The organism is Lachnospiraceae bacterium (assembly GCA_025758065.1).
Classification (GTDB): domain Bacteria; phylum Bacillota; class Clostridia; order Lachnospirales; family Lachnospiraceae; genus Enterocloster.
The window spans coordinates 418107-437472 of record CP107199.1 but is presented as its reverse complement, the minus strand read 5'-3'; the positions used below and the strand labels follow the sequence as shown (position 1 = coordinate 437472).

Here is a 19366-nt window from a genome sequence, read left to right as displayed (position 1 = left end):
TTTTTACATTAGATATGATATAATGAGCCCAAAAGAAAAACAAGCGGCTGCGCAGCAGACATTTGTTTTTCTAGGGCCATTAACGAACGAATCGCCTGCGTAAGCAGGCAGAAGAGCGCGAATGCGCGGGATTCGTGAGTATAAGATACAATGTAATGAACCAAAGAAAAGCAGGCATTCATACAGGTACAGAAGCTTTTCGGCGTGGCATTAATGAAAGACGAGGACAAACTATGTTGCAGGGATTTTTTAATTATGACAATCCGGTCTGGCGCTTTATTGGAAAGCTGGGAGATCTGGTGCTTTTGAATCTTTTATGGCTGGTCTGTTGTATTCCGGTATTTACAGCCGGTGCAGCTACCACAGCAGTATATTACGTAACCTTAAAGCTGGTGCGCGATGAGGATGATTCTACGATAAAATCCTTTTTCCGTTCCTTTATCCAGAACTTTAAACAGGCTACAGCCATCTGGCTGCTGATCCTTTTAGCGGGATCGCTGGTTGCTTTTGATCTGTGGTTTATTATGGGAGGAGCGGCAGCAGGTATGTCTGGTACTTTAAAGACCATGCTGACAGCTGTTTTTGGTGGAATGACCCTGATCCTTTTATTTATCACTACCTACGTATTCCCTCTTCAGGCAAGATTTTACAATACAGTAAAGCGTACATTATTTAACGCGCTTTTCATGTCAGTCCGTCATATGGGACAGACTATTATGATGCTGGTAGTAGATGGCTTTTTAGTCGCAGCCGTATATTTTGCTTTATTTGTAATGCCTCAGGCAGCCATGCTCCTGCTGTTATTTGGTTTTCCGCTGATCGCATTTGTGAATTCCTATATCTTCACACCGATCTTTAAAAAGTATATCCCGGAAGAAGATAAGCAGGGCCATGAAAGTGGACTTTCCCCGCTGTTAGATGAAAATAATAAAGAGATCGAAGATGCAATTCAGAGTTTAAAAGGAAAATAAAGAAACCATATATTTATATATCAGAGATAAATCGAAGGGGACCAGCAGCAGGTCCTCTTTTTCTTTATGAATCATAATATTTTTTAATATTTTTTTAATGTTTAGACTCTTGAAAAATAGTTAGAATTAATGTATACAATATAATGTATTATAAAATGTACAAAATAATGAACAGATCAGGAATGTTTTGAGGATTACGGGAGCACGAAGTGCCAGGTATCCGATAGTATTAATGAATCGAGAAAAAGGGGATAGCAGCTATGATCAAACATTTACGCCTGAAGGCATATGGAAAGATAAATCTGGCGCTGGATGTACTGGGAAAAAGGGACAACGGGTATCATGATGTCCGTATGATCATGCAGACTGTAGGACTTCATGACAGGATCGAACTTTACAGGACAAAGGAGCCAGGTATCCGTCTGGAGACTAACCTGTTTTACCTTCCGAACAATGAACAGAATCTGGCTTACCGCGCAGCGGCTCTTTTAATAGAAGAATTCGGAGTAAAAGAGGGGGTTTCCATACAACTGAAAAAGTTCATTCCTGTATCGGCAGGAATGGCCGGAGGCAGTACAGATGCAGCTGCGGTCCTTTTTGGGGTCAATAAAATGTTTGGCTTGGGTTTAAGTATAAAAGAACTTATGGAGCGTGGTGTAAAGCTGGGAGCAGATATCCCATACTGCCTGATGCGTGGAACGGCACTTTCAGAAGGGATTGGCGAAGAATTAACACCGCTTCCCCAGATTCCACAATGTCAGGTGCTGATCGCAAAGCCGGGGATCAGCGTTTCTACAAAAGTGGTTTATGAAAGCCTGGATGCTATGGAGCTGAAACCAGAAGACCATCCGGATATTGACGGTATGATAGAAGCAATCAACCGCCAGAATATCCATGAAATAGCCGGGAAATTCGGAAATGTACTGGAACTGGTAACAGCAGGTAAATATCCTGTGATCGGTGAGATCGAGCAGGTGATGAAAGCAGAAGGGGCGGTCAATGCCATGATGAGCGGAAGCGGTCCGACCGTATTTGGCCTGTTCACCAATCCTCAGGCAGCGCAGAATGCTTACGAAAGGCTTCGCTACGGCGATGCAGCAAAACTGGCAAAACAAGTATATCTCACCAACTTCTTTAATGTAAAACGAAGTACATATAAAATTTAGAAAGGAATGGTCTTAAGATGGAAAATAATTTTAAAGTCAATATGAATGAATACCTGCCTCTTCGTGATGTTGTATTTAATACACTGCGCCAGGCTATTTTAAAGGGAGAACTGGCCCCGGGAGAAAGACTGATGGAGATCCAGCTGGCAGAAAAATTAGGCGTAAGCCGTACACCGATCCGTGAAGCCATCCGTAAGCTGGAACTGGAAGGACTTGTACTTATGATCCCGCGAAAAGGCGCTGAGGTAGCAAAAATCTCTGAAAAGAGTCTTCGCGATGTGCTGGAAGTGCGCCGTTCCCTGGAAGAGCTTGCTATTGAACTGGCATGCCAGAGAATGACAGATGAAGAGATCGATCAGTTAGAACAGCGCCAGAATGCTTTTAAAAATGCTATTCATAAAGGAAATGCCATGAATATTGCAGAAACGGATGAGGCATTCCATGATGTGATCTATCTGGGAACCGGAAATGACAAGCTGGTGCAGATCTTAAATAACTTAAGAGAGCAGATGTACCGTTATCGCTTGGAATACATCAAGGATGAGGATAAACGTCAAATCCTGGTAGTTGAACATGAACATATTTTAGCAGCTATCAAGACCCGCAACATTGCAGAAGCAAAGAATGCAGCCAGGGAACACATTGATAATCAGGAGATCACTGTTTCAAAGAATATCAAGGAACAGGAAGATGTACAGCCTGTGCGCGGCCGTGGAAGAAGGTAGCAGGAAATGTCCTGTGGGGGTACAACTGATAAAAACTCTTTTTACAAGGTCAGCCACAGAAGAACTCTGTGAAAATATGGAAATGTATAGGAGAAGAATATAAAATGGAAGAGAATAAAGTAGAAGAGAATAAAATAGAAGATAAAACAGAAAAGACTTTCAAAGAACTCTATCTTGCCGGTGAGATCGGCTTTGATGAAATCGACCGTTATATCAGCCACTGGAACAACAGTGATGATGAACGTACACTGGCTGTTTATCTGGGACTTAATGCTGATGAAGAAGATGTCTGGATCGATGAAAGTGACGAGGCTCTTCAGGAAATGTTAGATAAGCAGAAAGCGAGAGGCTAAGCTTTCTGCTTAAAAAGCTGTTTTGCAGCATCTAAAAGTCCAAGATGCAGTTCTGGTCTTGGGGCAGTTTCAAAGACAAGGGAATATCCCTTAGAGGATGTTTCTTTTACAACGGGATCCGGATCAGGAAAACACAGTCCGGGATAGAGGACGCACCACCAGTTGCGTCCTTTTCCTTTGCCTATGGTAAGGCGTGCTGCATCATAGTAGCCGCAGGGAAAAAATGCATTTCCATAGGTCCTTGCAGGAAAATGGTCATGGCTCAGGTTAAGGTCTACCGTTGCTTTACGTCCATAATAGGCCAGTGTCTGTTTGGCATTGAGAATAATATCTTCCCTGCGGGAAAGGAGCCAGGAAGCAAGTTCTTCTTTTCCAGCATGAGCCGGGGCATTTTCCTGTATATAAGAAAGAACCTGTTCGCGTACCTTCAATTTTAGCTGCTGGTCAGTTTTAGAGTTGCTTTCTGCTAAAATATGAAAACGCAGCACATAAGGGGCAATACGGCTGGCATCTGCTTCCTGTTTGCAGGTATTGGCAGAAACAGCGATCAGGAAGGCAGTGAAAAAGCAGGCAAGAGAACAAAAAAGCCATTTACGGCAGTCAGTTACAGATTTCATGGATAAAACTTCCTTTCAAGATTTTCGTTACAGTTTATCCATGCTTCTTGTTTTCATGAATATGGAAACAAGAAGATGTCATGGATGAACTGTAACAGATTTTCTAATTGTATTTATTTCCACATATGCTATACTGTAAACGGTAAAATCTGAGAAAAATGAGATTTTAAAGATTTATTTTAAAGATCTGTTTTAAAGATTTATGGAAAAGAAAAGATGTAAGTGAGGAGATATAGAAATGGAAAGAAAAACAGCAGCAGTCATTTTCGGCGGACAGTCATCAGAGCATGAAGTTTCCTGCATGTCAGCAGCCAATGTGATCGACCGTATCAACAAAGAAAAATATGATCTGCTTCTTATTGGTATTACAATGGACGGACATTGGATCAAGACAGATTCTGTGGACGATATCAGAAGCGGCGAGTGGAGAAATGGAAAGGTATCTGCAGCCATCCTTCCAGATGCCACTAAAAAATGTGCGATCCTTATGGATGGAGACAAAGTATCAGAAGTAAAACTTGATCTGGTATTCCCGGTCCTTCACGGACTTCATGGTGAGGATGGAACCATTCAGGGACTTCTCGAACTGGCAAGGATCCCATATGTAGGCTGCGGCGTACTGGCATCTGCAGTAGGCATGGATAAACTGTATACAAAGATCATTGTAAATAATTTAGGCATCCGTCAGGCAGATTACGAGCCTGTTATGAGTGAGCAGTTAGCTGATATGGATGTAGTAATTGCCCGTGTTGAAAAACATTTTTCATATCCTGTATTCATTAAACCATCTAACGCAGGCTCATCTAAGGGTGTCAGCAAGGCAGAAAACAGAGAAGAACTGGAAAACGGTTTAAAAGAGGCTGCAAACCATGACAGAAAGATCCTGGTAGAAGAAATGATCGTTGGCCGTGAGATCGAATGTGCTGTATTTGGCGGCGGAAAAGAAGAAGTAAAGGCTTCCGGTGTTGGTGAGATCCTGGCAGCAGCAGATTTTTATGATTTTGATGCAAAATACCATAATGCTGAGTCCAAGACTGTAACAGATCCTGAACTTCCAGGCAATGCAGCAGAAGAAGTAAGAAAGGCAGCAGTAGCTATTTTTAAAGCAGTAGACGGATATGGACTTTCCCGCGTGGACTTCTTTGTAAAGGAAGATGGAGAGATCGTATTTAACGAGATCAATACAATGCCTGGATTTACCGCGATCAGCATGTATCCGATGCTGTGGGAAGCAAGAGGTATTAACAAAGAGGAATTAGTAGATAAGCTGATGAGCCATGCTTTAGAGCGCTTCTAAGCTCAGATCACAGGTGCTTTCAGAAAGAAAAGAGGGTTACATGACAAAGGATGTATTGATCACTATCCGTGGGGTACATACAGTGGATGAAGAGGATAATGATGTGGAGATGATCGTCCGGGGTGATTATTACCAGAAGAACGGGAAACATTATGTTTTGTATGAAGAACTGATAGAAGGCTTTAAAGAACCGGTAAAGAATATCATCAAGATCACGTCAACATCTATGGATATTACAAAAAAAGGAACAGCCATTACCCATATGCTGTTTGAAAAGAACCGGAAAAATGTTTCCTGTTACAGCACACCGTTTGGTGAGATCGTAGTGGGGATACAGGCCAACCACTTTGCAGTGGATGAACAGGCAGACAGCCTGAAGGTAAATGTGGACTATTCCCTGGATATTAATTACGAACATATGTCAGACTGCCGTATCCTGGTAGATGTGCAGTCCTGCCAGTAAACGGATATGTTGCCTGATGGTGAACATTATCATAAAGTGAGTTGTGCATAATAAAAAACAGCCGATCCCATCCGGGAGCCGGCTGTTTTTTTACGCCCCATATTATGCATCTTTACGGAATCTTGCGAAAAATCCCTTTTTCTTTGGCGGAGTTGGAATAGAACCTCCGCGTACACTTTTGATCTGGGTGATGTAGATACCGCTTAAGATTACCTTTGCTTCTGTTTTAACAGGAAGGCACTCAAATACTCTTGCATCAGCGATCAGTGTAACGATCTTTGGTCCGATCTTTGCTTTAACGATCGGAACCTTGGTCCAGCGCATGTACTTTGGAGTCTGGTCAACTACCATTTTTGGAAGACCTGCCTGAGTCAGTTTCAGTTTCTTCTTATCAATAACAAGAAGAGATACGGTCTGTGCAGCTGCATCTAACATCTGCTGCTGTTCTAACTGGCGCTTCTGGAGCTTATTTCCAAGGAAATACAGGATAGCCAGAACGATAGCTGCAATGATGAGAATCACCAGCAGTATGTTTAAAACGGTATTTAACATAATGTATACCTCCGAATTGTAATGATGTACTTTCGAAGTCTTTCCTGCACCTGCTTTTGCGGCCGGTTTTTTGCCGGGTACAGCTGACAAAGAAATCTTCCCGTAAAACCGGTCAAAAAAAGATTCCGTGAGTACATAATGTGGTCTTAGCAGCCTGAACGAACATGCCCCAAGACATTCCAATATAGTATAACATTTATAACGAAAAAAAGCAAGAAAAATTATTGACACCTTGACAAATGTATGTTATTATGGAGAGTGCATTATTGTGGCGTTCTGGGCTTATTGCGCCCATTTGCTGACGCCCGATTACCGAGAACGACAGCAGTGGAAAAAGGGACAGAAAAAGAAAGAAAAATCCCGGAAAACTACTGCAACCAAATAAGAAAACAGGGGTGAAACGTCAATGGAGAAAAGCAGAATACGTCCGGTACCGGCCGGGAAAAGCGTAAGAATGAGCTATTCAAGGCAGAAGGAAGTCCTTCAGATGCCTAACCTGATCGAGATTCAGAAAGACTCCTACCAGTGGTTCTTAGATGAAGGACTGAAGGAAGCGTTTGCTGATATCTCTCCTATCGCGGATTTTGCAGGACATTTAAGTCTGGAATTCGTTGACTTTACATTATGCAGAGATGATATCAAGTATACCATCGAAGAGTGTAAAGAACGGGATGCTACTTACGCCGCACCGCTTAAGGTAAAGGTCAGACTGTACAATAAAGACAAAGATGAAATGAATGAACATGAGATATTTATGGGTGATCTGCCTCTGATGACAGATACCGGTTCATTTGTGATTAACGGTGCAGAACGTGTTATCGTCAGCCAGCTTGTACGTTCCCCTGGTATTTACTACGGGATCGGACATGATAAGGTAGGTAAGGAACTGTTTACATGTACTGTTATCCCTAACCGTGGTGCATGGCTGGAATATGAAACCGATTCCAACGATGTATTTTATGTTCGTGTAGACAGAACCCGTAAGGTACCGGTCACTGTACTGATCCGTGCTTTAGGCTACGGAACCAATGCAGAGATCTTAGACCTGTTCGGTGAAGAACCAAAGCTGCTTGCAAGCTTCGGAAAGGATACATCTGATAACTATCAGGATGGTCTGTTAGAACTGTACAAGAAGATCCGTCCAGGCGAGCCGCTGTCTGTAGACAGTGCAGAGAGCCTGCTTAACAGCATGTTCTTTGATCCTAGAAGATATGACCTGGCAAAGGTTGGACGTTATAAATTCAATAAGAAACTGTCCTTTAAGTTCCGTCTGAACGGACAGGTGCTGGCAGAAGATGTAGTTGATACCACTACAGGTGAGATCATTGCAGAAGCCGGTACAAAGTTAGATAAAGAATCTGCCATGAAGGTTCAGAACTCTGCTGTTCCTTTTGTATGGGTAGAAGGAATTAGCAGAAAGCAGAAAGTCCTTTCCAATATGATGGTTGAACTTGGTGCTTATGTATCCTTTGATCCGGAAGAAGTTGGCGTTTCTGAATTAGTATATTATCCTGCGCTTGCTCCAATCCTGGAAAAAGCAGGTGATGATGAAGAACTGCTTAAGGAAGAGATCAGAAGAAATATTCATGACCTGATCCCGAAGCATATCACAAAGGAAGATATCTTAGCTTCCATCAACTACAACATGCATCTGGAAGAGCAGGTTGGTACATCTGATGATATCGACCACTTAGGAAACCGTCGTATCCGTGCCGTAGGTGAGCTGTTACAGAACCAGTACCGTATCGGCTTGTCCCGTATGGAGCGTGTTGTAAGAGAACGTATGACAACGCAGGATGTAGACGGCATTACACCACAGTCCCTGATCAATATCAAGCCTGTTACAGCTGCTGTAAAGGAATTCTTCGGAAGTTCCCAGCTGTCCCAGTTCATGGATCAGAACAACCCGCTGTCCGAGCTTACACATAAGAGACGTTTATCTGCCTTAGGTCCTGGTGGTCTGTCAAGAGACCGTGCCGGATTCGAGGTACGAGATGTACACTATACACATTATGGCCGTATGTGCCCGATCGAGACTCCTGAAGGTCCTAACATCGGTCTGATCAACTCCCTTGCAAGCTATGCAAGAGTAAACCAGTACGGCTTTATTGAAGCACCTTACCGTGTAGTAGATAAGACTGACGCAGCTAATCCAAAGGTTACGGATGAAGTAGTATATCTGACTGCAGACGAAGAGGACAACTTCATCGTAGCCCAGGCGAATGAACCATTAGATGAAGAAGGCCGCTTCATCCATAACAACGTATCCGGACGTTTCCGTACAGAGACTTCCGAATTCAGAAAGAGCACCATCGACTTAATGGACGTTTCTCCTAAGATGGTATTCTCTGTTGCAACTGCTATGATCCCATTCCTTCAGAATGACGATGCGAACCGTGCTCTTATGGGATCCAACATGCAGCGTCAGGCAGTGCCGCTGTTAAGCACAGAGGCTCCTGTAGTAGGCACCGGTATTGAAGGTAAGGCTGCTGTTGACTCCGGCGTTTGTGTTGTTGCAAAGAATGCAGGTGTAGTTGAGCGTTCCGCTTCCAATGAGATCATCATCAAGAGAGATTCCGATGGAAACCGTGATGTATACCATCTGACTAAATTTAAGAGAAGCAACCAGAGCAACTGTTACAACCAGAAGCCGATTGTTTATAAGAATGATCACGTAGAAGCTGGTGAAGTTATTGCAGATGGTCCTTCTACCTGCAATGGTGAGATCGCTCTTGGTAAGAACCCGTTGATCGGATTTATGACCTGGGAAGGCTACAACTACGAGGATGCGGTCCTTCTTTCTGAGCGTCTGGTACGGGATGATGTTTATACATCTGTTCATATTGAAGAGTATGAGGCAGAAGCCCGTGACACCAAGTTAGGACCGGAAGAGATCACCCGGGATGTACCTGGTGTTGGTGAAGATGCATTAAAGGATCTGGACGAACGCGGTATCATCCGTATTGGTGCAGAGGTCCGTGCCGGAGATATTCTGGTAGGTAAGGTTACTCCAAAGGGAGAGACCGAGCTGACTGCTGAAGAGAGACTGTTAAGAGCAATCTTCGGTGAAAAGGCAAGAGAAGTACGTGATACCTCCTTAAAGGTACCTCATGGTGCATACGGTATCATCGTAGACGCAAAGGTATTTACAAGAGAAAATGGTGACGAGCTTGCACCAGGCGTAAACCAGACTGTCCGTATCTATATCGCCCAGAAACGTAAGATCTCTGTTGGTGATAAGATGGCTGGACGTCATGGTAACAAGGGTGTTGTTTCCCGTGTGCTTCCTGTAGAAGATATGCCATTCCTTCCAAACGGCCGTCCTCTGGACATCGTGCTGAACCCATTGGGCGTACCTTCACGTATGAATATCGGACAGGTGCTGGAGATCCACTTAAGTCTTGCTGCAAGAGCGCTTGGCTTTAACGTTTCCACTCCTATTTTCGATGGTGCAAACGAGAATGATATCCAGGATACTCTGGAGCTTGCAAATGACTATGTAAATACTCCATGGGAAGAATTTGAAGCTAAATATAAAGATACCTTAAAACCTGAGGTAATGGATTATCTGGGTACTCACTTAGAGCATAGAAAGCTTTGGGAAGGCGTACCGATCAGCCGTGACGGTAAAGTACGTCTCCGTGATGGACGTACCGGCGAATACTTTGATGGCGCAGTAACTATCGGACACATGCATTACCTGAAACTGCATCATCTGGTAGATGATAAGATCCATGCACGTTCTACCGGTCCTTACTCCCTGGTTACACAGCAGCCTCTGGGTGGTAAAGCCCAGTTCGGCGGACAGCGTTTCGGAGAGATGGAGGTTTGGGCTCTGGAGGCATATGGCGCTTCCTACACCCTGCAGGAGATCATGACTGTTAAGTCTGATGATGTGGTTGGCCGTGTGAAGACATACGAGGCTATCATCAAGGGCGAAAATATCCCTGAGCCAGGTGTTCCAGAATCCTTCAAGGTACTTCTTAAGGAAATGCAGTCCCTGGGTCTGGATGTTCAGGTTCAGAGAGAAGATGGTACCGAGGTAGAGATGACAGAGAGCATTGACTATGGCGATACAGAACTGCGTGCTATGCTGGAAGGCGACCGTCATTACAATGACAGAGAGTCTTACTCCAATTACGGATATCAGGAACAAGAATTCAAGAACAATGAGCTTGTGAATGTAGAATCCGATTCCAAGGAAACTAACGACGATTATACAGATGACCTGTATGACGCATATACAGATGACAGTGAGAACGAATAATAGAAGGGAGTATAAGCTCATGCCGGAAACAATAAATGAAACTTATCATCCAATGGCGTTTGATGCCATTAAAATAGGTCTGGCTTCCCCTGAAAAGATCCGCTCCTGGACACACAGAACTCCGGAGCCTGCTGATAAGCCAAGCAAGCAGTGGAAAGACTGGTGGGAGCAGGGAGCTGTGCGCAACCGTATGCCTGAACCAGCAGGCGCTCCTTCCAAAGAGTGGAAAGACTGGTGGGATCACGGCGTTGTAAAGAAACCTGAGACCATTAACTATAGAACCTTAAAGCCTGAAAAAGACGGACTTTTCTGCGAGAGGATCTTCGGACCGAGCAAGGACTGGGAGTGCCACTGTGGAAAGTATAAAAAGATCCGTTACAAAGGCGTGATCTGTGACCGCTGCGGTGTTGAAGTTACCAAGTCCAGCGTCAGAAGAGAGCGTATGGGACGTATTGAGCTTGCTGCTCCTGTATCCCACATCTGGTACTTCAAGGGTATCCCAAGCCGTATGGGTCTGATCCTTGACATTTCTCCAAGAACACTGGAGAAGGTACTGTATTTCGCTTCCTATGTTGTACTGGATCCAGGTGTAACAAGCCTTCAGTACAAGCAGGTATTATCTGAGAAGGAATACCGCGAAGAAGTAGAAAAATACGGCAGCAGCACTGCATTCCGCGTAGGAATGGGTGCTGAGGCGATCCAGGAGCTGTTAAAGGCAATCGACCTGGAAAAAGATTCCGAAGAGTTAAGAAAGCAGCTGATCGATGCAAGCGGCCAGAAGCGTGCAAGGATCATCAAGCGCCTGGAAGTTGTAGAGGCATTCTTAAATTCCGGAAACCGTCCTGAATGGATGATCATGGATGTTATCCCGGTTATTCCACCGGATATCCGTCCTATGGTACAGTTAGACGGCGGACGTTTTGCAACCAGTGACTTAAACGATTTATATAGAAGGATCATCAACCGTAACAACCGTCTGGCAAGACTGTTAGAGCTTGGTGCTCCGGATATCATTGTCCGCAATGAGAAACGTATGCTTCAGGAAGCAGTTGACGCCCTGATCGATAATGGACGCCGCGGCCGTCCTGTAACAGGACCTGGAAACCGTGCTCTTAAGTCCCTTTCTGATATGTTAAAGGGTAAGCAGGGACGTTTCCGTCAGAACCTGTTAGGTAAGCGAGTTGACTATTCCGGACGTTCCGTTATCGTCGTTGGTCCTGAATTAAAGATCTATCAGTGTGGTCTGCCAAAAGAAATGGCGATCGAGCTGTTTAAGCCATTCGTAATGAAAGAGTTAGTGGCTAACGGCACTGCCCACAACATTAAGAATGCAAAGAAGATGGTTGAAAAGCTTCAGACAGAAGTGTGGGATGTTCTGGAAGATGTTATTAAAGAGCATCCGGTTATGTTAAACCGTGCTCCTACACTGCACAGACTTGGTATCCAGGCATTCGAACCGATCCTGGTAGAAGGTAAAGCTATTAAGCTGCACCCACTTGTTTGTACAGCGTTCAACGCCGACTTCGACGGTGACCAGATGGCAGTTCATCTTCCTCTGTCCGTAGAAGCACAGGCAGAGTGCCGTTTCCTTCTGTTAAGCCCGAACAACCTGTTAAAACCGTCTGATGGTGGTCCTGTAGCCGTTCCTTCACAGGATATGGTACTTGGTATTTACTATCTGACCCAGGAACGTCCTGGCGCTAAGGGCGAAGGCATGATCTTCAAGAGTGTAAACGAAGCGATCCTGGCATATGATAACCAGGAGGCAACTCTTCATTCCAGAGTTAAGGTAAGAGTTTCCAAGACAATGCCAGATGGCACTGTTAAGACTGGTGTGATCGAATCCACTATTGGACGTTTTATCTTCAATGAGATCATTCCTCAGGATTTAGGCTTTGTAGACAGAAGTATTCCTGAAAATGAATTAAAACTGGAAGTTGATTTCCATGTAGCTAAGAAGCAGTTAAAGCAGATCCTTGAAAAAGTCATCAATGTACACGGTGCTACCCAGACTGCTGTTACACTGGATGATATCAAGGCAATCGGTTATAAGTTCTCTACAAGAGCAGCTATGACTGTATCTATTTCTGATATGACTGTACCTGCAAGCAAGCCGAAGCTGATCGCTGATGCCCAGGCTACTGTAGATCACATTGCTAAGAACTACCGTCGCGGTCTTATTACCGAGGAGGAACGTTATAAAGAAGTTATCGAAACCTGGAAGACTACCGATGATCAGCTGACCCATGACCTGTTAACAGGACTGGATAAGTACAATAACATCTTCATGATGGCTGATTCTGGTGCGCGAGGATCTGATAAGCAGATCAAGCAGTTAGCTGGTATGCGAGGACTGATGGCAGATACAACTGGTCATACCATCGAACTTCCTATCAAGTCTAACTTCCGTGAAGGTCTTGATGTACTGGAGTACTTCATCTCTGCTCATGGTGCACGTAAGGGTCTGTCCGATACGGCTCTTCGTACTGCTGACTCTGGTTACCTGACCAGACGTCTGGTAGACGTATCCCAGGATCTGATCATCCGTGAAGTTGACTGCTGCGAAGGCAAAGAGATCCCTTACATGGAGATCAAGGCTTTCATGGACGGCAACGAAACGATCGAAGACCTGGAAGAGAGAATCACAGGACGTTATATTGCTGAGACTATTACAGATCCGGATACCGGCGAAGTAGTGATCAAGGCTAACCACATGTGTACACCAAAGCGTGCTGCAGCTGTTATGAAGGTTCTGAACAAGTTAGGACGTAAGACTGTTAAGATTCGTACTGTATTAAGCTGTAAGTCCCACATTGGTGTGTGTGCTAAGTGCTACGGTGCAAACATGGCAACCGGACAGCCTGTACAGGTTGGTGAAGCAGTTGGTATTATTGCAGCCCAGTCTATCGGTGAGCCTGGTACACAGCTGACCATGCGTACATTCCATACCGGTGGTGTTGCCGGCGGCGATATCACACAGGGTCTTCCTCGAGTTGAGGAGCTTTTTGAGGCACGTAAGCCAAAGGGTCTTGCTATCATCACTGAATTCGGTGGTGTAGTAGACATTAAGGATACAAAGAAGAAACGTGAGATTACCGTTACAGATATGGAAAGCGGCAATTCCAAGACCTACCTGATCCCTTACGGATCCAGGATCAAGGTAATGGAAGGCCAGGTTCTTGAAGCTGGTGATGAGCTGACAGAAGGTAGCGTAAACCCACATGATATCTTAAAGATCAAGGGCGTTCGTGCTGTACAGGATTACATGATCCAGGAAGTTCAGCGTGTATACCGTCTTCAGGGTGTTGAGATCAACGATAAGCATATCGAAATGATCGTACATCAGATGTTAAAGAAGATCCGCATTGAAGAAAGCGGTGACAGTAATGTTCTTCCAGGTGTATCTATGGATGTTCTTGATTTCAATGAAATGAATGAAGAACTGATCGCACAGGGCAAACAGCCTGCAGAAGGCAAGCAGGTAATGCTTGGTATCACCAAGGCATCCCTTGCAACAGATTCCTTCTTATCCGCAGCATCCTTCCAGGAGACCACCAAGGTTCTGACAGAGGCTGCTATCAACGGTAAGGTTGACCATTTGATCGGTATCAAGGAGAACGTCATCATCGGTAAGCCAATTCCTGCTGGTACAGGTATGAAGCGTTACCGCAATGTGAAACTGGACACAGATGACAGGCTTCTTTCAGAAGACGATGAAATCTCCATGTCAGACGATGATGAGATCGCACTGGATGGAGCTGAGGATTCTGAAATCTCTGAGGACAATGTAGCAGAAGAAGTTCTGGACATGGACGAAAACGAAGATGCATCTGAGGATGATGACGAGACCGAAGAGTAATAAAAATAATGAAAAACTGGTCCAGGACTGGATCAGGATATAGAATACGGGAGTCCGGCTGAAAAAGCTGCGGCTCCCGTTTTTTATACCTTCAAAAGAGCAGAGCCAACATTTTGAAAAAAATCCACTGTCAAATATTTTTAAAAAAATCCACTTGACAGATTTTTTCACCATGCTATAATAAAAAAGTATGTGCAAAGTGCTTTGCTCTTTGCATAACAACAAGCTGAAAGACACAGCAACCAACAGTCAATATCACAGGAGGTGAAAAGGATGCCAACATTTAACCAGTTAGTAAGAAAGGGAAGACAGACCAGCACAAAGAAGTCTACTGCACCAGCTCTGCAGAAGGGTTACAACTCTTTACAGAAGAAGGCAACAGACGTATCTGCACCACAGAAGCGTGGCGTTTGTACCGCTGTTAAGACTGCTACCCCTAAGAAACCTAACTCTGCACTTAGAAAGATTGCCAGAGTACGTCTTTCCAATGGTATCGAAGTAACAAGCTACATTCCAGGAGAAGGTCATAACCTTCAGGAGCACAGCGTTGTTCTGATCCGTGGAGGAAGAGTAAAGGACCTGCCAGGTACCAGATATCATATCGTAAGAGGTACACTGGATACAGCAGGTGTTGCTAACAGAAAGCAGGCTCGTTCCAAATACGGCGCTAAGAGACCAAAAGACAAAAAGTAATTAAAATTTAAAACTGGAATCACTAACAGCAGTAAAGTGACTGCAGTCAGTTAATACTGGACTGCTTTGTTGTGCCGGATTGTGATATTGAACCTGTGGTTGCAGGAAAATATATAGACCGCGCACGAACACATTTTATGGAAACATGTGAGTACCGACGAGTTAATGTAAACCTGCTGAGGAAATGTTTCCGAAGCAGCATATTAAGGAGGGAAGTAACGTGCCACGTAAAGGACATACTCAGAAGAGAGACGTTCTGGCAGACCCGATCTACAACAATAAAGTTGTAACCAAGCTGATCAACAACATCATGTTAGACGGCAAGAAGGGTGTTGCACAGAAAATTGTATACGGCGCTTTCAACCGTGTTGCTGAGACAACCGGAAAAGACGCTATCGAAGTATTTGAAGAAGCAATGAACAACATCATGCCAGTTCTGGAAGTAAAGGCAAAACGTATCGGTGGTGCTACCTATCAGGTGCCGATCGAAGTTAAGCCAGAAAGAAGACAGGCTCTTGGACTTCGCTGGATCACTCTGTACTCCCGTAAGAGAGGCGAGAAGACTCAGGAAGAGAGACTGGCAAACGAGATCATGGATGCAGCTAACAACACTGGCGCATCTGTAAAGAAGAAAGAAGATATGCATAAGATGGCAGAAGCAAATAAGGCATTTGCTCACTACCGTTTCTAATTGCAATTTTCCTTTTTCCACTATTTTAAGGAGGAAAATCCCTTGGCTGGAAGAGAATATCCATTAGAGAGAACCAGAAATATCGGAATCATGGCTCATATCGATGCTGGTAAGACCACCACAACTGAGCGTATTCTGTATTATACTGGTGTAAACTATAAGATCGGTGATACTCATGAAGGTACTGCTACCATGGACTGGATGGCTCAGGAGCAGGAAAGAGGTATCACCATCACTTCCGCTGCTACTACCTGCCACTGGACTCTGCAGGATCACTGCAAGCCAAAGGCTGGAGCATTAGAGCATCGTATCAACATCATCGATACTCCAGGACACGTTGACTTCACTGTTGAGGTTGAGCGTTCCCTGCGAGTACTGGATGGCGCTGTTGGTGTTTTCTGTGCAAAGGGCGGCGTTGAACCACAGTCCGAGAACGTATGGCGTCAGGCTGACACCTACAATGTACCTCGTATGGCATTCATCAACAAGATGGACATCCTGGGTGCAAACTTCTACGGCGCTGTAGAACAGATCAAAACCCGTTTAGGCAAGAATGCAATCTGCATTCAGCTGCCAATCGGTAAGGAAGATGAATTCAAGGGAATCATTGACCTGTTTGAGATGCAGGCTTACATCTACAATGATGATAAGGGCGAAGACATCTCTATCTTAGACATCCCGGAAGATATGAAGGATGATGCGGAATTATATCATACTGAGCTGGTAGAGAAAATCTGCGAGCTGGATGATGACCTTATGATGAAATATCTGGATGGCGAAGAGCCAACCAATGATGAACTGAAGAAGGTATTAAGAAAAGCTACCTGCGAGTGTGCAGCTGTTCCTGTATGCTGTGGTACTGCTTATAGAAATAAGGGTGTTCAGAAGCTTCTGGATGCTATTATCGAATATATGCCATCTCCATTAGACATTCCTTCTATCAAGGGTGTTGACCTGGACGGCAATGAGATCGAGCGTCACTCTTCTGACGAAGAGCCATTTGCTGCTCTTGCATTCAAGATCATGACTGACCCATTCGTTGGTAAGCTGGCTTATTTCCGTGTTTACTCTGGTACACTGGCATCCGGTTCTTACGTACTGAATGCTACCAAGGGTAAGAAGGAGCGTGTAGGACGTATCCTTCAGATGCATGCAAACAAGAGACACGAGCTTGATCGTGTATACTCTGGTGATATTGCTGCAGCTGTTGGTTTCAAGAATACCACAACTGGTGATACTATCTGTGATGAACAGCATCCAGTAGTTCTGGAATCCATGGAATTCCCAGAGCCAGTTATCGATATCGCTATCGAACCAAAGACAAAAGCAAGCCAGGACAAGATGGGCGATGCTCTTGTAAAGCTGGCAGAAGAAGATCCTACTTTCCGTGTTCGTACCGACGAAGAGACTGGTCAGACCATTATCTCCGGTATGGGCGAGCTGCATCTGGACATCATCGTAGACCGTCTGCTGCGTGAATTCAACGTAGAGGCTAACGTAGGTGCTCCTCAGGTTGCTTATAAGGAAACCTTTACTAAGGCTGTTGATGTAGACAGCAAGTATGCTAAGCAGTCCGGTGGCCGTGGACAGTACGGACATTGTAAAGTTCACTTCACACCAATGGATCCAAACGCAGAAGAAACCTTCAAGTTCACTTCTTCCGTTGTTGGTGGTGCTATTCCTAAGGAATATATCCCGGCAGTTGGTGAAGGTATTGAAGAAGCTTCTAAGACCGGTATCCTTGGCGGATTCCCAGTTCTGGGTGTATGCGCTGATGTATACGATGGTTCTTACCATGAAGTCGACTCTTCTGAAATGGCATTCCACATTGCCGGATCTATGGCATTTAAGGATGCAATGGCAAAAGGCAACCCAGTTCTTCTTGAGCCTATTATGAAGGTTGAAGTTACCATGCCAGAAGAATACATGGGTGATGTAATCGGTGATATCAACTCCCGTCGTGGCCGTATCGAAGGTATGGAAGACATCGGCGGTGGCAAGATGGTTAAGGCATACGTTCCGCTGTCTGAGATGTTCGGTTACTCCACAGACCTGCGTTCCAGAACCCAGGGCCGTGGTAACTACTCTATGTTCTTCGAGAAATATGAGCAGGTTCCAAAGAACGTTCAGGAGAAAGTTCTTGCTGATCATAAAAAATAAAATGTGACCATTAACGAAGGTTTTGTCTGCGTAAGCAGACAGTAGAGCGCGTAAGCGCGTGAACCTGAGTAAAAAAGCAATATATAACAGAGTTTCCTCTGGTGGAAACATCAGAGGTATGCTCTGTATAAAATCCAAAAAAGGCTTGTAAATCAAGGTGAAATATCATATAATGATTGATAGCCTGACATTAACTATATTAGCCCCACACATATACAGGGGCGCAAATTAAGGAGGACGTTATAAAATGGCTAAAGCTAAGTTTGAAAGAACTAAAACCCATTGTAACATTGGTACCATCGGACACGTTGACCATGGTAAAACTACTCTGACCGCTGCTATTACCAAGGTTCTGGCAGAAAGAGTTGCTGGAAACGCAAAGGTAGATTTCGAGAACATCGATAAGGCTCCAGAAGAGAGAGAGCGTGGTATCACCATCTCTACTGCACACGTTGAGTATCAGACCGAGAAGAGACACTATGCACACGTTGACTGCCCAGGACATGCTGACTACGTTAAGAACATGATCACTGGTGCTGCTCAGATGGACGGCGCTATCCTGGTTGTAGCTGCAACTGATGGTGTTATGGCTCAGACTAGAGAGCACATCCTTCTGTCCCGTCAGGTAGGTGTACCTTACATCGTAGTATTCATGAACAAGTGCGATATGGTAGACGATCCTGAGTTACTTGAATTAGTAGACATGGAAATCCGTGAACTGCTGAACGAGTATGAGTTCCCAGGCGATGATACTCCTATCATCCAGGGTTCCGCTCTGAAGGCTCTGGAAGATCCAATGGGACCATGGGGCGATAAGATCATGGAACTGATGGATGCAGTTGACAGCTGGATTCCAGATCCTGTTCGTGAAACAGATAAGCCTTTCCTGATGCCTGTAGAGGACGTATTCACCATTACTGGCCGTGGTACTGTTGCTACTGGTAGAGTAGAGCGTGGTACTCTGAACCTGAACGACGAAGTTGAGATCGTTGGTATTCACGAAGATACCCGTAAGACTGTTGTAACCGGTATCGAAATGTTCCGTAAGCTCCTTGACAGCGCTGAGGCTGGTGATAACATCGGTGCTCTGCTGCGTGGTGTTCAGAGAACTGAGATCGAGCGTGGACAGTGTCTGTGCAAGCCAGGTTCTGTACATTGCCATCACAAATTTACCGCTCAGGTTTACGTTCTGACCAAGGACGAGGGCGGCCGTCATACACCTTTCTTCAACAACTATCGTCCACAGTTCTACTTCAGAACAACTGACGTAACTGGCGTTTGCGAGTTACCAGCTGGTACTGAAATGTGTATGCCTGGCGATAACGTAGAAATGACTGTTGAACTGATCCATCCAGTAGCTATGGAGCAGGGACTTCGTTTCGCTATCCGTGAAGGCGGACGTACTGTAGGTTCTGGTAGAGTTGTATCTATCATCGAATAATTTTACAGAATTTATATATAAGTAATACAACATGTCTGAATGGACATTATGCTCAAACGATTTGGCTCCCGGAATTACTTCCGGGGGCTTTTTTTACTATGAAAGTGCTGC

General features: G+C 44.7%; 14 protein-coding genes. 12 read left to right on the top strand and 2 right to left on the bottom strand.

What is annotated here, in order from left to right; translation table 11 throughout:
* The first annotated feature begins 233 nt into the window (after nucleotides 1-233).
* The 4 genes from OGM16_02005 to OGM16_01990 all read left to right on the top strand — a co-directional run bounded on the left by OGM16_02005 (nucleotide 234) and on the right by OGM16_01990 (nucleotide 3215).
* The gene (locus OGM16_02005; GenBank protein ID UYJ48372.1) at nucleotides 234-971 is read left to right on the top strand and encodes a YesL family protein; all 738 of its coding nucleotides are present in this window, start codon (nucleotides 234-236) and stop codon (nucleotides 969-971) included.
* 260 nt (nucleotides 972-1231) lie between these two features.
* Nucleotides 1232-2137 (top strand): 4-(cytidine 5'-diphospho)-2-C-methyl-D-erythritol kinase, encoded by a 906-nt coding sequence (gene ispE / locus OGM16_02000; GenBank protein ID UYJ47076.1) that lies wholly within the window; start codon nucleotides 1232-1234, stop codon nucleotides 2135-2137.
* Nucleotides 2138-2154: 17 nt separating this feature from the next.
* Complete coding sequence (locus tag OGM16_01995) at nucleotides 2155-2862, top strand: GntR family transcriptional regulator (protein ID UYJ47075.1); 708 nt, start codon at nucleotides 2155-2157, stop codon at nucleotides 2860-2862.
* A 104-nt stretch (nucleotides 2863-2966) separates the two neighbouring features.
* Nucleotides 2967-3215 (top strand): hypothetical protein, encoded by a 249-nt coding sequence (locus OGM16_01990; protein ID UYJ47074.1) that lies wholly within the window; start codon nucleotides 2967-2969, stop codon nucleotides 3213-3215.
* Here the strand turns inward: OGM16_01990 and OGM16_01985 are convergent.
* Nucleotides 3212-3832: a stage II sporulation protein R gene (locus tag OGM16_01985; GenBank protein UYJ47073.1), complete on the bottom strand. Its 621-nt coding sequence runs from the start codon at nucleotides 3830-3832 to the stop codon at nucleotides 3212-3214. The two genes, OGM16_01990 and OGM16_01985, sit on opposite strands and share 4 nt — an antisense overlap.
* A gap of 238 nt (nucleotides 3833-4070) precedes the next feature.
* Here OGM16_01985 and OGM16_01980 point away from each other — a divergent pair, with 238 nt between their 5' ends.
* The gene (locus OGM16_01980; GenBank protein UYJ47072.1) at nucleotides 4071-5129 is read left to right on the top strand and encodes a D-alanine--D-alanine ligase; all 1059 of its coding nucleotides are present in this window, start codon (nucleotides 4071-4073) and stop codon (nucleotides 5127-5129) included.
* Between the two features lie 40 nt (nucleotides 5130-5169).
* A complete protein-coding gene (locus tag OGM16_01975) occupies nucleotides 5170-5592 on the top strand; it encodes a DUF1934 domain-containing protein (protein ID UYJ47071.1) in 423 nt (140 codons plus the stop codon).
* Between the two features lie 102 nt (nucleotides 5593-5694).
* Here OGM16_01975 and OGM16_01970 read toward each other — a convergent pair whose 3' ends face one another.
* Nucleotides 5695-6144: a hypothetical protein gene (locus tag OGM16_01970; protein UYJ47070.1), complete on the bottom strand. Its 450-nt coding sequence runs from the start codon at nucleotides 6142-6144 to the stop codon at nucleotides 5695-5697.
* Nucleotides 6145-6550: 406 nt separating this feature from the next.
* On the opposite strand from OGM16_01970, the gene OGM16_01965 reads away from it, so the two are divergent.
* From OGM16_01965 to tuf, 6 genes are all read left to right on the top strand, one after another.
* Nucleotides 6551-10411 carry a DNA-directed RNA polymerase subunit beta gene (locus OGM16_01965; protein ID UYJ47069.1) on the top strand — a complete coding sequence of 1287 codons (3861 nt, stop codon included), beginning with the start codon at nucleotides 6551-6553 and terminating at the stop codon, nucleotides 10409-10411.
* A 190-nt stretch (nucleotides 10412-10601) separates the two neighbouring features.
* Nucleotides 10602-14270 (top strand): DNA-directed RNA polymerase subunit beta', encoded by a 3669-nt coding sequence (gene rpoC / locus OGM16_01960; GenBank protein ID UYJ48371.1) that lies wholly within the window; start codon nucleotides 10602-10604, stop codon nucleotides 14268-14270.
* 273 nt (nucleotides 14271-14543) lie between these two features.
* Nucleotides 14544-14963, top strand: a complete 420-nt coding sequence (rpsL, locus tag OGM16_01955; protein UYJ47068.1) for a 30S ribosomal protein S12 — start codon at nucleotides 14544-14546, stop codon at nucleotides 14961-14963.
* A 220-nt stretch (nucleotides 14964-15183) separates the two neighbouring features.
* Complete coding sequence (rpsG, locus tag OGM16_01950) at nucleotides 15184-15654, top strand: 30S ribosomal protein S7 (protein UYJ47067.1); 471 nt, start codon at nucleotides 15184-15186, stop codon at nucleotides 15652-15654.
* 42 nt (nucleotides 15655-15696) lie between these two features.
* Nucleotides 15697-17814 (top strand): elongation factor G, encoded by a 2118-nt coding sequence (fusA, locus tag OGM16_01945; protein UYJ47066.1) that lies wholly within the window; start codon nucleotides 15697-15699, stop codon nucleotides 17812-17814.
* A 247-nt stretch (nucleotides 17815-18061) separates the two neighbouring features.
* The gene (gene tuf, locus OGM16_01940) at nucleotides 18062-19255 is read left to right on the top strand and encodes an elongation factor Tu (GenBank protein UYJ47065.1); all 1194 of its coding nucleotides are present in this window, start codon (nucleotides 18062-18064) and stop codon (nucleotides 19253-19255) included.
* Nucleotides 19256-19366: the final 111 nt, after the last annotated feature.

Excerpts from the sequence above, each read along its gene's own strand:
- OGM16_02005 (UYJ48372.1), top strand. The coding sequence starts at position 234 with ATGTTGCAGGGATTTTTTAATTATGACAATCCGGTCTGGCGCTTTATT.
- ispE (UYJ47076.1), top strand. The coding sequence starts at position 1,232 with ATGATCAAACATTTACGCCTGAAGGCATATGGAAAGATAAATCTGGCG.
- OGM16_01995 (UYJ47075.1), top strand. The coding sequence starts at position 2,155 with ATGGAAAATAATTTTAAAGTCAATATGAATGAATACCTGCCTCTTCGT.
- OGM16_01990 (UYJ47074.1), top strand. The coding sequence starts at position 2,967 with ATGGAAGAGAATAAAGTAGAAGAGAATAAAATAGAAGATAAAACAGAA.
- OGM16_01985 (UYJ47073.1), bottom strand. The coding sequence starts at position 3,832 with ATGAAATCTGTAACTGACTGCCGTAAATGGCTTTTTTGTTCTCTTGCC.
- OGM16_01980 (UYJ47072.1), top strand. The coding sequence starts at position 4,071 with ATGGAAAGAAAAACAGCAGCAGTCATTTTCGGCGGACAGTCATCAGAG.
- OGM16_01975 (UYJ47071.1), top strand. The coding sequence starts at position 5,170 with ATGACAAAGGATGTATTGATCACTATCCGTGGGGTACATACAGTGGAT.
- OGM16_01970 (UYJ47070.1), bottom strand. The coding sequence starts at position 6,144 with ATGTTAAATACCGTTTTAAACATACTGCTGGTGATTCTCATCATTGCA.
- OGM16_01965 (UYJ47069.1), top strand. The coding sequence starts at position 6,551 with ATGGAGAAAAGCAGAATACGTCCGGTACCGGCCGGGAAAAGCGTAAGA.
- rpoC (UYJ48371.1), top strand. The coding sequence starts at position 10,602 with ATGCCTGAACCAGCAGGCGCTCCTTCCAAAGAGTGGAAAGACTGGTGG.
- rpsL (UYJ47068.1), top strand. The coding sequence starts at position 14,544 with ATGCCAACATTTAACCAGTTAGTAAGAAAGGGAAGACAGACCAGCACA.
- tuf (UYJ47065.1), top strand. The coding sequence starts at position 18,062 with ATGGCTAAAGCTAAGTTTGAAAGAACTAAAACCCATTGTAACATTGGT.